A 19,811-nucleotide genomic window follows, 5' to 3' on the forward strand; every position below is an offset into this window, starting at 1 on the left:
CATCAGCACAGGTGTGTGTTGTCAGAAAGGGCACATTGTCTGAAGCCATGCTCCATCAAAAGCAGGGTTACTTACCGCAGCACTGCTTGTATTTCTTGCCGCTGCCGCACGGGCAAGGGTCGTTACGACCGGTTTTCTCGCCGGCAAAATGGGGCAATTGTGGCTCAGGATCGGGCTGTGCCAGGCGCTGCTCTTGCCAATACTCGTGCAACTCCAATGCGGCAGGGCGGATGGCCTCGATGCTGGCTTCAAACTCTTCCGGCGAGAAGGCTTCGCGCTTAGCCAACTGTGTTTCACTGCCGTGCAGGGTGATGGCGTCCATGGCGGGTTGCAGTGCTTCCGGCAATTCGGACCAGTCTTTATCCAACGCCACGCCGCGCAGATATCCGTAGCACCAGTCCTCCACCACGGTGAACTCCTGACCTTCCATCTCCTGGAAGCCAAACAGCGGATCAAACTGATCCGGGAATTCAGCCAGACGCTCAGCAATATCGTTGAAATGCTGGAAGATCAATGCCATAAAGCGATCCATCTCGCGCTCATTGGCCCATTTTGGAATCTGCTTTTGCCCGCCCCACATTGCCACCAGCCACTCGCTGGGTTCGATATCATTGGGGCCAGAGAGCAGTGCGGTCAGCATACCGTCCAGTTCAGACGTATCCACCACTGACTGTTCGTTGCCGTATTTCTCCAGCATATCTTCCAGCCAGTTCAGCTCTTTTTCGGTTAATGGACCCTGGTTCATATGACATCTCCTGTTCGAGGCTTGGGCAGACATTAAGTGGGCGCGATTATAGCCACAAGTGACCGCGATTTATCGCTTTTTGCATAACGATTGCAGGAGCTTTGCTAAAAATCATTCGCCATAACATATTTCCCAACAGTATTGGCTGGAATTGACGCCAGATGTCAGCGTAAAAGCAGAATTTTTCTGCATAAAGGACGCCAAACAATGGCTGAAACATTGCCTGTGCTGGATCTCGCGCTGCTGGAATTACCCGATGCCGAGCGCTCACCATACCTTGCTGAATTGCGAACCACCGCGCGCGACGTCGGTTTTTTCTACCTGACCAATCATGGCATTAATCCGCAACTGCTGCAGAACGTTCAGACTATCACTCAGGCGTTTTTTGCGCTGCCAGATGAGGAGAAGCAGCGCGTTTCCATGATCCACTCGCCACATTTTCGCGGCTACAACCGTGCGGGCGTGGAATACACCCGTGAACAGCGCGATCAGCGTGAACAGTTTGATATTGGGGCCGAGCGAGCTGCATTGACGTTACAGGCGGGTGATCCAGCCTGGCTCCGACTACAAGGGCCGAATTTGTGGCCGGAAGCGCTGCCGCAGTTGCGCCCAGTGATTCACGCGTGGCAACAGGCAATGACGGCCATTGCTCTGCGCCTGTTACGCGCCTTTGCAAAATCTCTGTCTCTGCCCGCCGATGCCTTTGATGCGTTATACGGTACGCATCCCAATGAGCATGTAAAACTCATTCGCTATCCCGGACAGGCGGCCAGCGCCAGCCAGCAGGGGGTGGGGGCGCATAAAGACTCCGGTTTTTTGACCTTTCTGTTGCAGGACGATCAACCCGGCTTACAGGTGGAAGTGACCCCTGATCACTGGGTAGATGCGTTGCCTAAACCCGGTGCGTTTGTGGTGAACATCGGTGAACTGCTGGAAATCGCCACTAACGGTTATCTGCGCGCCACGGTACATCGCGTGGTGTCACCCCCTGCGAATAAAGCGCGCGTCTCCATCGCCTTTTTCCTCGGTGCGCAATTAGATGCCGAAGTCCCTCTCTATCAATTACCCCCGCATCTGGCTGCAGAAGCACGGGGGCCGACCAGCGACCCGACCAATCCGCTGCTGCGGGAAGTGGGCTGGAATTATCTCAAGGGACGCTTGCGTTCCCATCGTGATGTGGCGGCGCGGTATTACGCCGACGCTCTGACTCCCGTTAAATAATCATAAAAGTAAGGAAAGCCCATGACTAAAAAGGTGATAGCAACGCTGGTAATGATCTCAGTCATGAGTTCATACGCTTCAGCTGCCGCTCTGCGCGTAGCGGCCGATCCGGTGCCACACAGTGAAATCCTCAACCACATCAAACAGAGTGACAAAAACCTCGATCTCAAAGTGATTGAGCTGAATGGCAATCTCAATGCGAATGAATTGCTGGCGCGAGGAGATGTTGATGCCAACTACTTCCAGCACGTGCCTTATCTGCGCGATCAGGAAAAAGCCCTGGGAGAGAAATTTGCGGTGGTGGCAACGGTGCATATTGAGCCACTGGGGATTTACTCGCACAAAGTAAAATCCCTGAAAGATCTGCCCGATGGGGCGCAGGTGGCGGTGCCGAATAACGTCACTAACCTTAGCCGAGCGCTTTATCTCTTACAGTCCAGTGGCTTAATTAAACTCAAGAGTAGCAGTAGCACGACGTTGGTCACGACGGCGGATATCAGTGATAACCCGCATCACCTGAAAATCATTGAAATCGAGGCACCGCAGCTACCGCGTGCGCTGGATGATGCACAGCTGGCGATCATTAACGGTAATTATGCGTTGCAGGCGGGGTTAGTCCCCTCAAAGGATGCGCTGGCGCTGGAACAGGCGAAGGACAACCCGTATGCGAATGTGCTGGTCACCACGCCAAAGCTGGCTCATGACCCGCGCATTCTCGAATTAGCGAAAGATCTGGAGTCAAAACAAACGGCTGAATTTATCAACCAGCACTATCGCGGTTCGGTTATTCCGGTTAATCAATAATCCCCTTCCGCCACCTGATTCTGGCAGGTGGCGGATAGCCTCTTCTGTGTTATATTTCGCCACAAACACCCATCGCACGTTTTGCTAAAAATCAAAAACAACATATAAATCAATTGCTATGAAAACTTTCACCAGGAATTATCGGTGATGCGCCGCATTATGTCGCGCTCGCTGCTGTTGTGCTGCAGTTTGCTGTTGAGCGCCTGTGGCACGCTATCGCAAACTTCAGCGCCGGTTGGCGATAAAGTCTATCTCACGCATGCCACCTTCAATGAAAACGTCGATGACATTGTGCAGCATTACATGCAGCAAAAGCAGGTGTCTGGCATCAGCATTGCGATCATCCATGAACGCCACGCGCCGAAATTTTACAGCTTTGGCGTCACCGATGCCGTGCACCGTTATCCGATTACGCCGGATACGCTCTTTGCGCTTGGTTCACTCAGCAAAGGCATGACGGCGGAGGTGATCATTGAGCTGGTGGATCGCGGTGAACTGCACTGGAATGACACCCTCGCCACACTGTTACCGCCAGGCGTGCCGCTCAGTGCCGATGCCAAACGTATCACCCTGCTGCAACTGGTGACGCATACCTCCGGCTTGCCGCGGCAGGATATGGACCTGCCGATGTTCATGAAGTTTATGGCTTATCTACGCAGCGGTGAGAATTTTTACGGCAATCTCGATAGCGATGCGGTGCTGAGTTATCTGGCTGATTTTAATGCCCCCGCAAAACCTGCTGCGCAATACTCCAATCTGGGTTACGCGCTCCTCGGTTACATTCTCAAGTATCGATTGCACCAGGATATCGAGACGCTGGCGCAACGCAATCTGTTCCAGCCACTGGGCATGACCAGCAGCAGTTTCCACCCGCAAACCTTATCTGGCTATCCATGGCGCGCCTTGGGGCATGCAGGCGATCAGCCTAAGTTCATTCCGCGTGGCGATCTGACGCCGGATTGGGCGTTCAGTAATAATATGGTGGCCGCCGCGAGTCTCTACAGCAACGCACGTGATCTGATCCGCTATCTGGATGCGCATCTGCACGATGATGCGAATGCGCCGATTAACGCGGCTTTTGCTCAGGTGAATCGCGGTTATGAGCAGCACGGTAATCAGACGCAGAATATTGCCTGGGTAACCGATACTTACGGCCAACAAAAAATTACCTATCAAGTGGGCTATATCGGCGGATACGCCAGCTTTATCGGCTTTGATAAGCAGAATGGTAATGCCATCGTCGTGCTGCAGAATGCATTTAACTGGAGCAACTATTTGGGTATCGCCTTACTAATGGACCTGGCGCAGAAAAAAAACGCAGAACCCTGAACACGGTTGCTTGCAATTTTGCTGCGCCAAAAAAAGCTAGCGCTGAGGTATGCTGTGCAGCAATATTTGACGCGCTAAGCGCGTGGAGGGAACCTTCTGCGTGCTGCACTTGTCACTAAATTGGACAGTTAATAATTAACCAGAGTGGAAATCACCAATGCGCAGGACACACGTCACCCTTCTTTCTGCAGGAATTTTTCTGGGCGCTTTGAGCCTGACCCCAGCCGCGCTGGCTGAAGGCGAGCAAACGGATAACGTACCACCGCCACCACAAGTTCAGCAGGTGGCACCTGATGCACAAACCCAGGCCCCGGCCGCAGATGCACCTGCCAGCAATGAGCCGGCTGAGTCCTCTGGTGATGTTGCACCGATTCGCCCGTCACAAAATGGCATGCAAGATGCACCAGCAGGCCAAAATAACTACGACCTGCATACTATTGTGATCGACTACAAAGAGTACAAGGTCGGTGATGTGGTGCCGGATGAGTACCGTAAAAAGCAGTACACCATTGTAGAGTGGCAACCACGCCATCTGCCAGCACCTCAGCCAGGGACACACTGGGCTTATATTAATGCCAACTACATCCTGATCACCGACGATAGCGGCAAGATCGTGATGGGTAAATCTGGCGATATCTTCTTTAAGGGGTAATCCCTTTTCGCGGTGGCCACGATGCCGCCGCGATTATCCAGATAGATATTGTGCGATATGTGCAACGCCAGCCACCATCTGGCTGGTGCTGGTGTTGCCATAACCCAGCACCAATCCCTGCTGTTTTTCCTCTCCCCAATAAAATCCTGATAGTGCGCCAGGTGCGTAACCATGGGATATCAATCTATCCACCAGTTCGCGGTCCTGTTGATCTTCAGACAGACGCAACACCAAATGCATACCGCACTCACCACCCAACAGCGGAACCTGTGCCCCAAAGACCTGCTGTAGTGCGCTACGTAAGCTGGCCTGACGCTGGCGATAAAGACGGCGCATTTTGCTGAGATGGCGATTGAAATCCCCATTGCGGAGGAACAGGGCCAGCGCTTGCTGTTCGAGGCGGTTCCCCCCGCGGAGTAATTCATGCAAAGCCGGGCGTAACTGAGGCAGTAATTGAGGAGGAAGCACCATAAAACCGATACGCAGTGATGGAAACAGCGTCTTGCTGAACGATCCCACGTAAATCACTGGCGTGGGCTGCATCATGCCTTGCATCGCAGCAATCGGTTCGCCGCTGTAACGAAAATCGCTGTCGTAATCATCTTCGATAATCCATGACTGATGTTGTCGAGCGGCAGCCAGCAGTGCCAAACGACGAGGGGCGCTCATCACTACGCCAGTGGGATATTGATGGGTGGGCGTGGTGTAAATCAACGTCGGTGTGCGTTGTTGCCAGTCACTGGCTTGCGGTGCCAGTCCTTGCTCATCCACTGCGATGGGTTTGATACGCATATCACCCAAGTGCATGGCGGCTTTAGCCCCACGGTAGCCCGGCTCTTCCACCCATCCTATATCTCCGCGCTGGCTGAGCAGCGCCACACACAATGTGAGCGCTTGCTGTGCGCCATCGGTAATGACGATCTGTTCGGGCGTACAGCGCACCCCACGCGCCAGTGCCAGGTGCTGTGCCAACGCTTCACGCAGCGTGTGTTCACCGAGCGGATCGCCATAGCCCAGCAATGGCTGGGGTTGATGCTGCATTACATGATTGAGTGCTCGCCGCCACTGTGCCAGCGGGACGTGCGCCAGCGCTGGGATGCCAGGCCGCAGAGCCATCTCCTGGCTCAAAACGCGATGGGTTGAACGCAACTGAGCGACTCTGGGGGACAGCGTGATATTGCTGGCATCAACTTCATCGTATGGAGAAGAGGGAAGTTGAGCGATAGCGCTGATGCGGCTGCCCTGGCGATCGCTGAGCAAAAATCCTTCAGCCTGTAACTGCGCCCACACCCCGGTCACGGTGTTACGTGACACCTTGAGATCACCCGCTAATTGGCGGGTCGAAGGTAAACGCGTGCCAGCAGGGAGCGCGCCGGTCAGAATGGCCTGCTTGATGCGCTTAAACAACTGCTGTTGGAGCGTTAGCTCGCTGTTCATTTCCAGCGGAGCCAATAAGAGTTGATGCAGTTCACTCTCGTTCATGGTCATCACGTGGACCCATAAATTTCATCGAATGTGGTGCTTTTTAACATGCCAGCTAACTGGCACGCTGTGCAACAGGCTTTCACTGACAAGGGAATTGAGCAATGACGCAATACACCAATGCTTACGGGCAACCCGTTGGCGCGCCACTGACAGCATGGCAACCGCGCAGCTGGCCCTCTTACGAAATTTTCACCGGCCATTATTGCCGCCTTGAGCCGTTAAGTGCTGAACGTCATGGGCGCGATCTCTACAACGCTTACGCGCAAGCTGCTGATGGGCGCGACTGGACCTATATGTTTGCAGAGCCTTTCCCGGATGAAGAGGCTTATCTCGCGTATGCACAAAAAATTGAACAGGGCCGTGACCCGATGCATTTCGCAGTGATTGATTTGTACTGTCAGCGAGCGGTGGGAACTCTGGCGCTGATGCGTATTGACCCGGCGCACGGGTCGGTTGAAGTGGGGCATGTGGCTTTTTCACCGCTGCTCAAGCAAACCTGTATGGCGACAGAGGCGCACTATCTGTTGATGCGTTATGTGTTCGATCAATTAGGCTATCGCCGCTACGAATGGAAATGTGACAGCTGTAATCAGCCTTCACGCAAGGCAGCATTACGCCTGGGCTTCCAGTTTGAAGGTATTTTCCGTCAGGCAATTGTGTATAAAGGCCGCAGCCGTGATACCTGCTGGTTCTCGATGATTGATGGTGAATGGCCGGAATTGAAACAGGCATTTGAGCGCTGGCTGGCGGTGGAGAATTTCAGTGAGGATGGAGCGCAGCGCACCAGGCTTGAGACACTGCGTGTAAGATGATGATCGTGCCGGGCATCAGGCCCGGCTAACCGACAAAAATGTATTTGGCGGCGGCGAGTACAGTTGCGGTGGTCATCCCGAGTAACAGTCGGCGGAACCAAATGTTGTCTCGCTTCAATTCCGCAAAGCCTATTTGCATTCGCTGATCTAAGTCGCTGATCCTGGCGTCCATTTTTATAAATTTAAGGTCTATTTGCTCAAATTTTTCGTCAATCTTAGCGAACTTTTCATCGATCTTATCGAACTTCTCATCGATCCTGTCAAATCTCTCGTCGATCTTCGCGAATTTCTCATCAATCTTCGCGAATTTCTCGTCGATTTTCTCGAATTTCTCATCAATCTTCGCGAATTTTTCGTCAATCTTAACGAATCTCTCATTGATCTTGACGAATTCCACATCAATCTTGTCAAATTTATCGTAGATTTTGACGAATTCGGCATCGATTTTATCGAATCTCTCCCTGAAACTTAAAATGACTTTATCATTAGCATCAAAGCGTTGGTCTATGCCCTGAAACTGTAAACGCACCTCCTTTTCAAATTGCGCAATGCGAATATCCAGCTTATCGATACGATGATTGGTGTCACTCTGGGCGCGCACCAAACTCCCCATCGCCTGAGACAGGTCAGACTTAGTTAAGGCATTTTCTTGCTGCATCTCCGCAAATATTTCAACCAAGGCTTCTGCTTGCCTGTCTTCAATACCGGCCTGTTGCAGAGATTTGTAGGCTTTGTGCGTATTCATCATAGCGAGTGTCATCCGTGTACTCCTGTCATCTTCCTCAATAAAAGGAAGACTATCCGACAGGTGATAATTTACCTATGCAATCGTTGTTATTTTGCGCGATGCCTCGAAAAAAATCAATTAGTACAAAGGGTAACGATTTTTCGTATAAGAAAAAGCCTGCTTAAATAAGCAGGCTTGAGAGGTTAATTGGCGGCGTATTTTTTACTCAAAGAACGGTCGGAAGTGGGAGTGTCTTCCTCGTCATCACTGATATCAGGTTTAGGTAAACTGGCCTTAACCCCCCAGAAGTAACACACCAGAGCAGCTACGATCGTCAGGATCATATCCAAGGGTGAACTGATTATGCCGCTGCCGCCGTAGCTGCCCAGCATCGAAATGACCAGGATCGCAATGTAGTAGGCCAACAGCCACCAGGCGCAATGGAGGTCTTGCTGAAATTCATTGTTCTTCTTGCCAAAAATCGCATAGCCAATCCATGCCACCATTAAAATTGGCACCAGAATTTCATTCACTGACCAGCCACTCCAGTAAATCAGCAGAGTACTGGCGACAAATGCCAGCGGGCTCAAAACAGCGGCAACTGGCAAGTGGAAGGGACGCTTAAGCCCTGGAAGGTGATTTCTAAAAGCACCAAGCGTAATTGGGCCAGGCATATAGGTGAAGACGGTGGCTGAGGTCACTGCGCCAATTAAACCTCCCCAGACCTGAAATTCGGAAGGCAATGTCCAGACGATAGCCAACAGTAGTGATAACCATAACGCACCACGCGGCACTCCAGACTTAGCATCCACTTTGCCAAACACCTTAAACAGATGGCCATTACGTGCCCACGCAAAGAGCACGCGCGCAGCGCCAGCCAGATAAATATTGCCGGTGCCAGCAGGCGAGATGACCGCATCGATCAGTATTAAGTTGATAAGCCAGGTTAACCCCAGACTGCGCGCTAAATCTGCATAAGGAGACTGGAATACCTGCTTCAAGCCTGCCCATCCATGTTGATTAAGCACGTCTGTCGGCACTGCACCCATAAAGGCATACTGCAACGCCAGATAGATCACAAAGCTCACCACAATCGCAATGCCAATCGCTAAGGGGACATTGCGTTGAGGATTTTTCGCCTCACTGGCGAAATCAACGGCCTGGCGAAAGCCGAGATAGGCAAAAACAATTCCCGCCCCGGTTAAAGAAGAGAAAACACCATGTGCGCCGCCGGGAGGTGCAGGAGGCACGGAAAGGTTAGGAGCGTGGAAATAGAGCAGCAGGGTGATAATGGTTAACAGAGGGACGATAAATTTAAACGTGGTGATAATGGTATTCACACGGCCAAAGAAACTGACACTCCAGTAATTGAGTAAAAAGAAGGCCACTAACAAACCAATTTGCACGGCAAAACCGAGTCCTGTTGGACTGCCATCACTGTGGCCTAACGCTGGCCACCAATAAAGCGCGTACTGACGCACGGCTTCAACTTCAACCCCCGCCGTGCTGGTATACGCCAGTAATGAACTAACGCCAATCACAAAGCCCACGATATTACCGTGCGAGTAATTGGGATAACGCACAAAGCCCCCGGCACGGGGAATGGCGGAGGAGAGCTCAGCATAGACCAGCCCGATTAACAGCACTATCACTGCACCTAATACCCAGGCCCAGCCAGTATTGCTTCCCGCGTAGCCTGAGCTATTTAATGCCGCATACAGCCACCCGGAACCAATCATCGATCCTATGCCTAACAAGGATAAATCGACTAGCCCCAATTTTTGTTTTAATCCGCTCGATGCCATAAATTACCTCTGCGATCTGGTCATTTGATTGATTTATATATTCGCTCAAGGGTTTATAAGCATGTTGCGTGCCAGAATAAGTTTTAATACGACATAGTTCATTGGGTAAATTAATTGTTTGCACAATTGAGATTCTATGCGGGGTTAAAAGCATAGTTATTGCATGCGTTACATCGATGCGAGAGGAATATAGGGTAATGATGATTTCGTGGAGTGTGCAGGCTGCACTTAAAAGATCCAAAATATATAATATGTGACCGTTGGAAATATTATGTCACCCCAGTAGTAAGAGTGACATAATATCTTATAGTGCTACAGCGTTGGGACGATTTTTATATCCACCATGCCGATACCCAATTTGCGCGGGTCCTGCCCGGTGATATTGCCCTCATTGGAGAGTTGTGGCTCAGGTGGCGTAATAACCAAATTGTGGCTTCCGTTAGGATTGTTGAAATGCAGCGTGGTGGTGGAGAAATCATCACCCAGATTAAGCTGCTGCTCCTCATCACCGACGCGTACCGGGATGGGACGATGCGCGTTCGGACCGAAAGCACGAGCGGTAATCACCACATCAAATCGTGCCGGCAGGGGATCGACATATTCGATGTTAACCTCCGGTGCCAGATTGGCGTTAGACCAGCGCCCCCAGCTCTCAGGACGTGATATCCCTTTAAAGCTCTTCACGCCCTCAGGTGCGCCCGGTACGGTTAGTAAGAAACTGTCTGCCTGGTAGCGAATGGCATTGTCCTCAATGCGTATCTGCTGTTCATTAAGTTGATAGGTCGCAGCACTGACTTCGGCTTTCGGGAAACTGGCTTTGCCCTTCCACAGCGGTTTATCTATGCGCGTGACGGTGGGATGCGCACCCATCTGACCCATCGCAAGGCAGAGGTCGGTAGACAGCGCTAAATCTGGTTGCCACAAACGTGCCATTTTAAAGCAGCGATCGACCCAGACGAATTTATCGGAAGAGGTGAAATCGGCCAGCTGGAAACGCAGCGGTGCCGAATATTCCCCCTCGGGCAGCGGCTCAACACGATCGCTGCCCACGCGAAACAGAATCGGCAATTTGAAGGTTGAACCGGAGAAACTGAAGGTGTTTTTTTGCTGATCGATGGTAAAGGCATCCAGTTTTTTCGGGAAATTCCACAACTGAATGATGTCAGCTTTCCACGCAGTGACCTTCTGTGTCATGTCCTGGAATTGGGTCGACAGAGAGGTTGAAGATAACCCACTGCGGCCCAGACCAATGGCATTATCACCGCCCATGATATCCAGCACCGTGGCGCCATTATCCAGGGTGCTGCGTTTGCCCGTTAACACTTCTGCCTGAGGTTGATCGCCTCGGATAACCATAAACAGGTCACGGCGTGGCTGTTTAATCAGGTATTGGTGCGCGGTGTTGTTCATCGCCAGATGATCGGAGCTCACGACGATGATGGTATTTTTAAACCAGGGTGAGGCTTTGATACGCTCGATCAAACGCGCGACATGCTCCTGCGAACACGCCACTGCGCTAAAGGATTGGTTTGGTTTGCCGTCATAGCTGTAGCTTTTTCGTTGACAGCTACGAGAGATAAAACCATCGGGATGATGGGTATCCACCGTGAGTGTAAACAGAGCAAAGCGCTTCTGCTGACGTGACAGCTCCTGATACTTCTCGAACACTTCGTCCATCACTGTGTCATCGTAGTAGCCCCAGTTGTTGCGATAACTGGGATCGGCCACGCGGCTTTGCAGCTCCTGCGAACCGTACATATTCGCGGGGGAGAACCCGTGTGATTTCAGGAAGGTATCTTTTCCGGCGAAGCGCAGGTCGGCCCCCTGAATAAACCAGTTTTCATAACCGGAATTCTTCAGGATGTCACCCAGACAGATGTTCTGTGGATAGAAGCTGGAGAGCGAAGCCGACGCATTACCATCAAAAGGCGCAAACAACGGAATGCCACATTGTGAAGCGACCATACCGGCAATGGTGTAATCCGTACCAGGAAGCTGCTCGGTCTCGCTGAAGTCGATGCTCTGATCTTTCTCACGACTGAGCTCAGGTGCCAGGCCGGGGAAGGCCTGCTGATCAAAGTAGGTACGCTCGAGGCTTTCACCGTAGATATACACCAGGTTGAGCTTGGGCTCGGAGATGACTTTTTTGGGCGTTTTATAATAATCATCGAAGTCAGTGTCTGCCTGCTGCGTATGCGAGGCAATAAGATCCTTCACCTGACGAAAAGCAGGTGTGGTTTGCACTGAACCGGCGGCACAGGCAATGGCCAGGAGACTCCAACCCAAATGATGCGGTCGTTTTCGGCGGCGCAGCAGCCAGGAAAGCAGGCAAAACAGCAGGAACAGGCCAATGATTAATCCAATGGCGGGCACCACATATTTGCTGACACCTGCTCCGGTCAAACTGTTGGTTAAGGTGTAAAGCACTGCATCGGTAATGCCGTCGCCAGTAAAATAATTGCTGGCGTAAAGCGTGGCGTTAAGCACGATAAACAGTGTTAACAACAGTAAGATCAAGATAAACCAGAATTTATTTCGCCCGGCTTTGTAGGAGTAAACGGCGATTGCAGCCAAAAAGAGAACAACCGAAACTATCTCGGACAAGATCAGATCCTCACATTGAAGAGTGACGCAATCCTTGCGCCCACGGCCCTCTTTGGGGGTTATGCGTCAATCTATCTGGGCTGTCACAGGGCTGCAACATAACCAAACAGATTTGTGCGGCGCATTCCGATTCGTTTAATGCGGGTTTAGGCTGACTATGGTTTTACCTGGCAGCAACGTCACCGAGGCTGCCAGCGAGGGAAGGGAGGGGAGATTAGAGTTTGCCAGTCAGATACTGCGCTTCACCGTCAGCGAAGCTCCAGTCGCCTTTGCTGTTGGTGATAAAACTAATCATCAGATCGGTGCCCTTTACGCCACAATTTTCTAAAAGCTCGCGTGCTAACTCTGCCATGAACAACGATTTCTGTTCTTCACTTCTCGGGCTGGTATAAACCCGTACCATCACCAGGTTATCGGTGCGTTCAAATCCCAGGCCGGTGTCCTGGAATACCATTTGGTAGCTTTTGTTTTCATGAACAATCTGATAGCGGTCGCGCGCGGGCACTTTAAACGCTGTCAGCACGGCGCGATGCGCGGCGTCGAGTAAGGTGCGGATCTCTGATTCTGAACGGCCCTGAATGATGTCAAATGTCAATAACGGCATAAATAAACCCTCGTTTTTGCTCACAAGATAAGAGTAGGATGTGGCTCTATGCTGCCGCTTGCTGCAGGAAAGAAAAAGCGTGCTGGTTGAAATGATTATTTATTATTTTGAACAATCCCGATGAAAGAAATCAAAACTGATGCCCTCTGGGTGCATTTACATTGGCTCACCGTATTAGCCGAGTTGGGCAGTTTTACTCGTGCAGCTGAACGATTAGACGTCAGCAAAGCAGCCATGAGTCAAAAAATTAAAGAGCTGGAAGAGATGGCGGGCGTTTCGCTGGTGCAGCGCACCACGCGTAGCGTGCGGTTGACCTCAGCCGGTGAAAAACTGGTGGATGAATTGCGTGACCCTTTTGCGCGCATTGCACAAAGCTTTTTCAGCGTGCGTGATGCAGCCGGGCCGGTAAGGGGTATGGTGCGAGTGAGTGCGCCCGTGGCGTTTGCCCGCCAGCAGTTGGTGCCGATTATCGGCGATTTCCTCAGAGAATATCCTCAGGTACGCCTGCAACTGGACGTGACCGATCGTTTGGTCTCGCTCGGCAGTGAAGGGTTTGACCTGGCGATTCGTCACAGCCAGACATTGCCGGAAACCCATGTGGCTTTGCCGCTGTGTGAGACGAAAGCTTTGCTGGTGGCCTCGCCCGCTTATCTGGCACAAAATGGCGTACCGCAGACACCCGAGGCACTCCAGCAGCATAACTGTTTGTACTATCCGCGCGGGCTGGAATCACCGCAGTGGCGTTTCCGTCCTTTTAACGGGGGAAGCGAGACCGTACAGGTGAAGATTCAGGGGAATTTTGCCACCAATAATAGCGAGTCGATTCGCGATGCCGCGCTGCAAGGACTCGGTATCGCCATGCTGCCGGATTTCAGCGCGACCGCCGCGTTATCCGCAGGGACGCTTTCACACGTTCTGCCGCAGTGGCAAACGGTGGATGCTTTCGCCGATCGCTTATGGGTGGTGCGCCCGTATGCCGCACAAGTGCCACGGGCGGTCACCACCTTTGTCCATTGGCTACGCGCGCGCTTTGTTGATGGCTGAAGCCAGTGCAACAGTGGCCTGCGGTTGCATCATCTCACCTAACAAACTACTGCGGTTGTAATTACCTAAGCGCAGGTTAAAGTCGAGATGCAGTTGCTCATTGCCGCTCAATTTGATCACCGGCGGCGGTGTCATTGGGCGTTGGTTGAATAGCACCGCATGGGCAAAGGCTTCACTTTTCCAGCCGCTCAGGCGTTGATAATAATAGGCGTTGGCTTCACATTTACGCAGATAGAGGTTCACGCGACGATATTCGCGCATGGCCGCTTGTTGCGCCAGTGAACCCAGCTGCTGTTGGGGCTGCTCAATTTTTTGAGTCAGCAACGCATAGTCATCGCGCTTTGCGAGTTCGTTGAAGTAGTTTTGCTCGCCAAGGTTCTTGATTGGTGCGTACTGCTTCTGCCATTCGCGAATAAACGGATTGTTAGGTGCAGCAGCGAGGAACCAGTTTTCAATCACCGGAGCCAGATAGTTGACGGTGGAAATTTCGCGATAGTAACCAATCACATCCATACGGCGCTCTTGATGTGCACGATGCACCCAAGAGAGATCTTCAAATAACAGTGTGCTGCAATCAATGGCAATGCCGCCGTAGCGTAATAACAGCTCCAGACGAATGACTTCGCTTTTCTGCTGTTTGCTTAATTGCGTTGAAGTGAAAATAAAATCAGGCAACACTTCTTTTACTGTTAAACGATTTAATAAATAAATATCGTGATCGGGATTATCTTTTCGTAATTTTTGAATATTTAACATCATTGATTTCGGTAAATACTCATCATCCCAATACATCCAGACTTTTTTCGGGATTTCCGGCAAGGCTTTCTCGCCAGAAAACAACACGATATTGTCCTCTTCGCTGGGATCGTACTCCGGCGCGCAGAGCGCAGTATGCTGTTTTTTCTGTAGTAAGGTCTGGCTGGTAAAGGCGATTTTTTTCCAGTTATGCCAGAGCGCAAGCGCTGGCTGGAGACGTTTTGTTTTCATGATGCACCTAATTATTGTGGTTATGGTGGCAAGGATTCCCTGATGCTGGCGGCTTAAGCGCTCTTATGTTTCCTCACGGCTGTGTGTAAAAAGTACTCACCTCAGCTTAATAAAACATTCTGGCCTTAGAGGCTATTACTTTTTTTTGCTTTCAGATAAACCGGAAAATGAAGGATCCGTTAAGCATAAAATTTTCGATAAATAAGTGCGTTGATTGCTGATTCTTTAATTAATCATCATTAGGACTATTCCTAATAAAATAACTTACGCATGGCGATAGCTGCGGCCTGGATTAAAAGTAGCCGCTGATCCGACCGGTTAAGGCAGCTACATTTTCTGCTGGCCTGGCAGGGATTTGCCCCTCGTTGATGCCGATTAGCTACGCTTACACCAGAGGGTAAAAACAAAGGAGGCATTATGCAGTCATACACCCGTGGGTTACTGGCGGTGGATAAACAGGGGAATCGTGTCCTGTTTCTCGATCCCGATACCTATGCTGTGCAGCAGGAGTTGAATGCGTTTCCGCCGCGTCCGCATGAGCTGTTGATGCTACCCGAACAGGAGAAGGCCTATGTGCCGATCTATGGCGATGGCATTCACGGTGACAACCCGCATCCGGGCCATAAAGTGGCTGTGATCAATTTACGCCAGCGCCAGATCAGCGGTTTTATCGATTTATCGCCTTTGCAGTCCCCCCACAGTGGTCAACTGGGGCGTGATGGCAAAGTGTATCTCTGTTGTGAAAACAGTGCGGCCGTGGCCGTTATCGATCCTTTAACCGACAAAGTCGAGAAAGTGATCACCCTGCCTTCACACAATGCCCATCGGCTGACGTTGTCTCCCAGCGGGCGCAAGTTGTTTACTGAGAACGAGGAAGACGCGAGCATCACGGTGGTGGATCTGTGTGAGGCAGAAGGGCGCATCATTGATAATATTTTAATGCCCGGCCCCATCGCGGGTATTGCCGCTTCACCAAAGCACCCCTATTTAGTCGCTAGCGCCGCAGATGCGCCGTTGTTGTATGTGGTCGATCGCCAAAGTCATCGTATTCGTCAGCGCATTAGATTGTCAGGCCATCAGCGACCCTGTCAGGTGGTGCGTTTTAGTGCCAACGGTGAACGCTTAGTGGCGATTGGCGATCAAGAGCCGTTGGTGACGCTGTTTGACGATCTGCTCAATCCGCTCGGTGACATTCCGGTCGGCAATAAACCCATGGATGGCTGTTTCAGCTCAGACAACCGTACGCTGTTGATCGCCAATGAAGGTGATGGTTCGTTGAGCGTGATTGATTTGCAGCAGATGAAGGTGGTTGCTACACCGACGGCGGGGAAAGGGTGTGAAATATTGAGTTATTTCCAGCTTAAATGAATGGGCGGTGGTAAATCGCGCTGCTCCAGTGGCGGCTGCTGGCATGTTTCTCAGCTTGCCAGCCGCGCTTACGTAACTCACGTGCAATCAATTTGTTCATGATGCCATGGCCGACTAACAAAACGGTGCCCTGTTTGGACAGCGTGACCAACTTGTCTGCGGCCTGACGCGCGCGTTCTCGCGCGTGTTTAACCGATTCCACATGCCCGGCATAACCACACAGCCATAACAGGCGCAACAGTGCCAGCCAGACCGTCAGAGGCAGATGCAGGCGCTCAAACGGCAGCAGGGGCATCGCCACTTCGCTGAAAATGTCATCCACGGCATGCGGTTGCAAACCGAGACGTGCTAAGGATGAGCGCGCGCGCGGCAGCGGGCTGGAGGCAATCACGCTGGCTAGATGCGCAATCGCCCTGCTGCGAGCCGGGGGCGTGTCACAAATATCAGCCAGATCATACCCCTCGCACCAGTCTGCCAACGCTCGCGCAGAGAAGCGTCCGCTCACCGGATGGTCAGGTTTGCCGTGTCGCATAAGGATGATAGTCATAAGCGTCCTGATTGATTTTTATCCAGTGTAATGCAGACATCAACTCAACCGCGAGGGTAAGCTCGTTTTAAGATTAATTCGCAATTGTCATCAAAGCTTAACTGTATTGTGCGAAAAAAACCGCGATGAAAGTTCAGCTGCCACTCTGCCAATGATAAGTAATCATCGTTAATAACATGCGGTTTGACGAATGATGATTCAGGCGCGTGAGATGTAATGTCATGAATTGACGCCATTTTTGTCTTTTTATTCCGATCTATAGTAAAGATAAATTAATTGTTTTTACTTTTATCACTTGATTTATCTACGCGCGTAGATAGACTGTATCCACAGTGATAGCTCACGGTGCCAGAGACGAAGTTGGCCTTGAGATGACCCAGTTACATTTGCCTTACTAATGCGATCGATGAAAATAACATCGGCGAGAACAGGCGAATAAGCGAATTCCAACACCAGGGGAATTCTTTGACTTTCATCCAGGTTTGCCTACTGAACGTCGTCACCGGGGTGTTCCGCTTGTTGCAAGGGAATCGACCCACGGAAGGGCGTTTGCTGTTTTCACCTATTTCAGGGAAAGGGTTATGACGGTACATCAATCCGTTTCGCAACAAACTTCACTGACCTCCACTTCAGCTGCCGATGCGCGGTTGGAAACCCCCTCTGGCCGCAAAGATTTCTGGCGCGCTACCTTCTCATGTTGGCTGGGCACTGCCATGGAATATGCGGATTTCGCACTCTATGGTCTGGCTGCCGGTATCATTTTTGGCGATGTGTTCTTCCCCAATGCCACCCCGACAATGGCGTTGCTCTCCAGCTTTGCCACCTGGTCGGTCGGCTTTATTGCCCGTCCCATCGGCGCGCTGCTGTTTGGTTGGATAGGCGATCGCAAAGGCCGAAAAACCGTCATGATCGCCACCATCATCCTGATGGGGGCTTCCACCACTTTAATTGGTCTGATTCCTTCCTACGCCACCATTGGCGTGTGGGCGCCTGCTTGTCTGGTGTTGCTGCGCTTTACGCAAGGCCTTGGCGCAGGGGCTGAGCTTTCAGGCGGCACCGTGATGTTAGGTGAATATGCACCGGTTGAGCGTCGTGGCCTGGTCTCCTCTGTTATTGCCCTCGGCTCCAACAGCGGCACGCTGATCGCCTCACTGGTGTGGCTGGCCGTGATTCAGATGGATAAAGAAAGCCTGCTCGCCTGGGGCTGGCGCATCCCGTTCCTCAGCAGTGTGCTGATCGCGGTGGTCGCGCTGTGGCTTCGTCGTCACCTGCGTGAAACCCCGGTCTTTGAACGCCAGCAGGCGGAATTGCAGGCCGAGCGTAATGCCACCTTGCAACAGGCTGCTTCCGAGATTGATCCCCGCAGCTTCTGGCAACGCAGCCGTGCGTTTTGGACCATGGTGGGTTTGCGCATCGGTGAAAACGGTCCTTCATATCTGGCGCAGGGCTTTATTGTGGGCTACGTCGCCAAAGTGCTGATGCTCGATAAATCGGTGCCGACCACCGCGGTGTTTATCGCTTCGCTGCTGGGTTTCCTGATCATTCCTTTTGCCGGTTGGTTATCAGACCGCTTTGGTCGCCGCATTACCTATCGTAGCTTCTGCCTGCTGCTGATGATCTACGCCTGGCCCGCCTTTAGTCTGATGGATAGCCATGATCCGGCCATCGTGATTCCGGTGATTGTGGTCGGCATGGCGCTGGCTTCGCTGGGCATTTTTGGCGTGCAGGCTGCGTGGGGCGTTGAGATGTTTGGTGTTAAACACCGTTACACCAAGATGGCGGTAGCGAAAGAGCTAGGGTCTATCCTTTCAGGTGGAACCGCACCTTTAGTGGCTGCAGCGCTGTTGTCTTACACCGGTCACTGGTGGGCGATTGCCGTGTACTTCTCGGCGATGGCGAGCATCGGATTCCTCACGACTTTTGTGGCACCCGAAACGCGCGGGCGCGATTTGAATCTCCCGGAAGATGCCATTTAGCGCTCAGAGGTTATGAGTTAAACATCGCCATTGGCCGGATTCTCCGGCCAATGGCATTGATACAGAGGCAAGATCCTTGGCGAAATCCCCAAGCGGAAATGTGACACGCAGTGATGTTGCAAAAGTCGCTGGAACCTCAGTGGCGGTGGTGAGCTACGTCATTAATAACGGTCCACGTCCGGTGGCGGAAGCGACGCGCCAGCGTGTACTGGATGCGATCAAACAAACCGGTTATCGGCCCAATGCCGTGGCGCGTGCGCTGGCTTCTGGCAGCACCAAGACTTTTGGGTTGGTGGTGCCGAATATCAGCAACCCCTTTGTCGCTTCGATGGCGCATATGCTGTTGCAGGAGTCACTTAATCACGGCCACGTGATGTTGCTGGGTGATGCCGGGGACGATCGTAAACGCGAACTGGAACTGATCCAGGGATTGTTAAATCGTCAGGTTGATGGGCTGTTTTATAACAGCGTTGATCGGCATCCCTACATTGATGTGATTCAGGCCAGTGGAACACCGTTGGTGATGCTGGATCGCGTTGAGCCGCGCCCCGGCGTCAGCATGTTACGCGTCAATGAACAAGAGGCTTCACGTCAGGTCACGGCGCATTTACTGAGCCACGGTTATCAGCAGGTTGGCATCATCAGCGGCCCGCTGGAGATGCTCAATGCCCAGGACCGTATTCAGGGCTGGCGGGAGGCGATGGCCGAACAGGGCTTACCGATTGATGAAACCCTGATTTTCCCAGCCAACTTTACGCGGCAGGGCGGTTACGACGCAACCAAGCGTATGGTCGCCAGCGGACGTGTTCCGCGCGCCCTGTTTACCAGTAATGAAGGCCAGGCGATAGGCTGCATCCGTGCGCTCTCTGAGCACGGTTTGCGTGTGCCGCAAGATGTCGCGCTGGTGTGCTTCAACGGGACCGATCAATCAGCGTTTCATGTCCCCACGCTGACCACCGTACGTCAACCGCTGCGTGAAATGGCTCGCAGCGCTATTGCCATGCTGAAAAATTGGGATGGCGACGCACAACTGGCAGAGTTTCCTCACTATCTCGAACTCGGTGAGTCCTGCGGCTGCCAGCTTATCCAACAAAAATAAAC

General features: G+C 52.0%; 17 protein-coding genes. 9 read left to right on the forward strand and 8 right to left on the reverse strand.

Translation table 11 applies throughout. The features are described 5' to 3' along the window. Window positions 1–67: 67 nt before the first annotated feature. On the reverse strand, window positions 68–745 hold the full coding sequence (locus ACPUC8_RS09805; RefSeq protein ID WP_039329571.1) for a YecA/YgfB family protein: 678 nt from the start codon (window positions 743–745) through the stop codon (window positions 68–70). A gap of 207 nt (window positions 746–952) precedes the next feature. On the opposite strand from ACPUC8_RS09805, the gene ACPUC8_RS09810 reads away from it, so the two are divergent. The 4 genes from ACPUC8_RS09810 to ACPUC8_RS09825 all read left to right on the forward strand — a co-directional run bounded on the left by ACPUC8_RS09810 (window position 953) and on the right by ACPUC8_RS09825 (window position 4,751). Next, a complete protein-coding gene (locus ACPUC8_RS09810; RefSeq protein WP_039329569.1) occupies window positions 953–1,966 on the forward strand; it encodes an isopenicillin N synthase family dioxygenase in 1,014 nt (337 codons plus the stop codon). Between the two features lie 21 nt (window positions 1,967–1,987). Next, window positions 1,988–2,770 (forward strand): MetQ/NlpA family ABC transporter substrate-binding protein, encoded by a 783-nt coding sequence (locus ACPUC8_RS09815; protein ID WP_039329567.1) that lies wholly within the window; start codon window positions 1,988–1,990, stop codon window positions 2,768–2,770. A 147-nt stretch (window positions 2,771–2,917) separates the two neighbouring features. Continuing rightward, window positions 2,918–4,099 (forward strand): serine hydrolase domain-containing protein, encoded by a 1,182-nt coding sequence (locus tag ACPUC8_RS09820; protein WP_494926119.1) that lies wholly within the window; start codon window positions 2,918–2,920, stop codon window positions 4,097–4,099. Window positions 4,100–4,256: 157 nt separating this feature from the next. Further along, window positions 4,257–4,751, forward strand: a complete 495-nt coding sequence (locus ACPUC8_RS09825; RefSeq protein ID WP_039329564.1) for an RcnB family protein — start codon at window positions 4,257–4,259, stop codon at window positions 4,749–4,751. Window positions 4,752–4,784: 33 nt separating this feature from the next. Here ACPUC8_RS09825 and pdxR read toward each other — a convergent pair whose 3' ends face one another. Then, on the reverse strand, window positions 4,785–6,233 hold the full coding sequence (gene pdxR, locus ACPUC8_RS09830; RefSeq protein ID WP_494926105.1) for a MocR-like pyridoxine biosynthesis transcription factor PdxR: 1,449 nt from the start codon (window positions 6,231–6,233) through the stop codon (window positions 4,785–4,787). 104 nt (window positions 6,234–6,337) lie between these two features. On the opposite strand from pdxR, the gene ACPUC8_RS09835 reads away from it, so the two are divergent. Next, window positions 6,338–7,048, forward strand: coding sequence for a GNAT family N-acetyltransferase (locus ACPUC8_RS09835; protein WP_494926106.1), 711 nt, complete (start codon window positions 6,338–6,340; stop codon window positions 7,046–7,048). A 25-nt stretch (window positions 7,049–7,073) separates the two neighbouring features. Here ACPUC8_RS09835 and ACPUC8_RS09840 read toward each other — a convergent pair whose 3' ends face one another. The 4 genes from ACPUC8_RS09840 to ACPUC8_RS09855 all read right to left on the reverse strand — a co-directional run bounded on the left by ACPUC8_RS09840 (window position 7,074) and on the right by ACPUC8_RS09855 (window position 12,788). Next, entirely contained in the window at window positions 7,074–7,808 is a 735-nt protein-coding gene (locus ACPUC8_RS09840; protein WP_494926107.1) for a coiled-coil domain-containing protein, read from the reverse strand. Between the two features lie 170 nt (window positions 7,809–7,978). After that, complete coding sequence (locus ACPUC8_RS09845) at window positions 7,979–9,580, reverse strand: APC family permease (RefSeq protein ID WP_039329561.1); 1,602 nt, start codon at window positions 9,578–9,580, stop codon at window positions 7,979–7,981. Between the two features lie 312 nt (window positions 9,581–9,892). Next, a complete protein-coding gene (gene opgB / locus ACPUC8_RS09850; protein WP_039329559.1) occupies window positions 9,893–12,184 on the reverse strand; it encodes a phosphatidylglycerol--membrane-oligosaccharide glycerophosphotransferase in 2,292 nt (763 codons plus the stop codon). A gap of 214 nt (window positions 12,185–12,398) precedes the next feature. Continuing rightward, window positions 12,399–12,788: a tautomerase family protein gene (locus tag ACPUC8_RS09855; RefSeq protein ID WP_039329557.1), complete on the reverse strand. Its 390-nt coding sequence runs from the start codon at window positions 12,786–12,788 to the stop codon at window positions 12,399–12,401. A gap of 120 nt (window positions 12,789–12,908) precedes the next feature. Between ACPUC8_RS09855 and ACPUC8_RS09860 the strand changes: the two genes are divergently transcribed. Continuing rightward, window positions 12,909–13,832, forward strand: coding sequence for a LysR family transcriptional regulator (locus ACPUC8_RS09860; protein ID WP_494926108.1), 924 nt, complete (start codon window positions 12,909–12,911; stop codon window positions 13,830–13,832). Here the strand turns inward: ACPUC8_RS09860 and ACPUC8_RS09865 are convergent. Further along, window positions 13,806–14,819: a glycosyltransferase family 32 protein gene (locus tag ACPUC8_RS09865; RefSeq protein ID WP_039329553.1), complete on the reverse strand. Its 1,014-nt coding sequence runs from the start codon at window positions 14,817–14,819 to the stop codon at window positions 13,806–13,808. The genes ACPUC8_RS09860 and ACPUC8_RS09865 overlap by 27 nt on opposite strands. Window positions 14,820–15,236: 417 nt before the next feature. Between ACPUC8_RS09865 and ACPUC8_RS09870 the strand changes: the two genes are divergently transcribed. After that, the gene (locus ACPUC8_RS09870; protein WP_039329552.1) at window positions 15,237–16,187 is read left to right on the forward strand and encodes a YncE family protein; all 951 of its coding nucleotides are present in this window, start codon (window positions 15,237–15,239) and stop codon (window positions 16,185–16,187) included. On the opposite strand, the gene ACPUC8_RS09875 is transcribed toward ACPUC8_RS09870, so the two are convergent. Then, complete coding sequence (locus ACPUC8_RS09875) at window positions 16,180–16,734, reverse strand: histidine phosphatase family protein (RefSeq protein WP_058970958.1); 555 nt, start codon at window positions 16,732–16,734, stop codon at window positions 16,180–16,182. The two genes, ACPUC8_RS09870 and ACPUC8_RS09875, sit on opposite strands and share 8 nt — an antisense overlap. Window positions 16,735–17,315: 581 nt before the next feature. On the opposite strand from ACPUC8_RS09875, the gene ACPUC8_RS09880 reads away from it, so the two are divergent. Both ACPUC8_RS09880 and ACPUC8_RS09885 read left to right on the forward strand, forming a co-directional pair. Continuing rightward, the gene (locus ACPUC8_RS09880; RefSeq protein ID WP_494926109.1) at window positions 17,316–18,710 is read left to right on the forward strand and encodes an MFS transporter; all 1,395 of its coding nucleotides are present in this window, start codon (window positions 17,316–17,318) and stop codon (window positions 18,708–18,710) included. A gap of 76 nt (window positions 18,711–18,786) precedes the next feature. Next, the gene (locus ACPUC8_RS09885) at window positions 18,787–19,809 is read left to right on the forward strand and encodes a LacI family DNA-binding transcriptional regulator (protein ID WP_039329547.1); all 1,023 of its coding nucleotides are present in this window, start codon (window positions 18,787–18,789) and stop codon (window positions 19,807–19,809) included. Window positions 19,810–19,811: the final 2 nt, after the last annotated feature.

It is taken from the genome of Pantoea sp. CFCC18177, from assembly GCF_059412425.1.

Coding starts and splice junctions, on each gene's coding strand:
- ACPUC8_RS09845 (WP_039329561.1), bottom strand. CDS start 9,580: ATGGCATCGAGCGGATTAAAACAAAAATTGGGGCTAGTCGATTTATCC.
- ACPUC8_RS09840 (WP_494926107.1), bottom strand. CDS start 7,808: ATGACACTCGCTATGATGAATACGCACAAAGCCTACAAATCTCTGCAA.
- ACPUC8_RS09825 (WP_039329564.1), top strand. CDS start 4,257: ATGCGCAGGACACACGTCACCCTTCTTTCTGCAGGAATTTTTCTGGGC.
- ACPUC8_RS09820 (WP_494926119.1), top strand. CDS start 2,918: ATGCGCCGCATTATGTCGCGCTCGCTGCTGTTGTGCTGCAGTTTGCTG.
- ACPUC8_RS09855 (WP_039329557.1), bottom strand. CDS start 12,788: ATGCCGTTATTGACATTTGACATCATTCAGGGCCGTTCAGAATCAGAG.
- ACPUC8_RS09860 (WP_494926108.1), top strand. CDS start 12,909: ATGAAAGAAATCAAAACTGATGCCCTCTGGGTGCATTTACATTGGCTC.
- ACPUC8_RS09880 (WP_494926109.1), top strand. CDS start 17,316: ATGACGGTACATCAATCCGTTTCGCAACAAACTTCACTGACCTCCACT.
- ACPUC8_RS09810 (WP_039329569.1), top strand. CDS start 953: ATGGCTGAAACATTGCCTGTGCTGGATCTCGCGCTGCTGGAATTACCC.
- ACPUC8_RS09875 (WP_058970958.1), bottom strand. CDS start 16,734: ATGACTATCATCCTTATGCGACACGGCAAACCTGACCATCCGGTGAGC.
- ACPUC8_RS09815 (WP_039329567.1), top strand. CDS start 1,988: ATGACTAAAAAGGTGATAGCAACGCTGGTAATGATCTCAGTCATGAGT.
- ACPUC8_RS09805 (WP_039329571.1), bottom strand. CDS start 745: ATGAACCAGGGTCCATTAACCGAAAAAGAGCTGAACTGGCTGGAAGAT.
- pdxR (WP_494926105.1), bottom strand. CDS start 6,233: ATGAACGAGAGTGAACTGCATCAACTCTTATTGGCTCCGCTGGAAATG.
- ACPUC8_RS09835 (WP_494926106.1), top strand. CDS start 6,338: ATGACGCAATACACCAATGCTTACGGGCAACCCGTTGGCGCGCCACTG.
- ACPUC8_RS09870 (WP_039329552.1), top strand. CDS start 15,237: ATGCAGTCATACACCCGTGGGTTACTGGCGGTGGATAAACAGGGGAAT.
- ACPUC8_RS09865 (WP_039329553.1), bottom strand. CDS start 14,819: ATGAAAACAAAACGTCTCCAGCCAGCGCTTGCGCTCTGGCATAACTGG.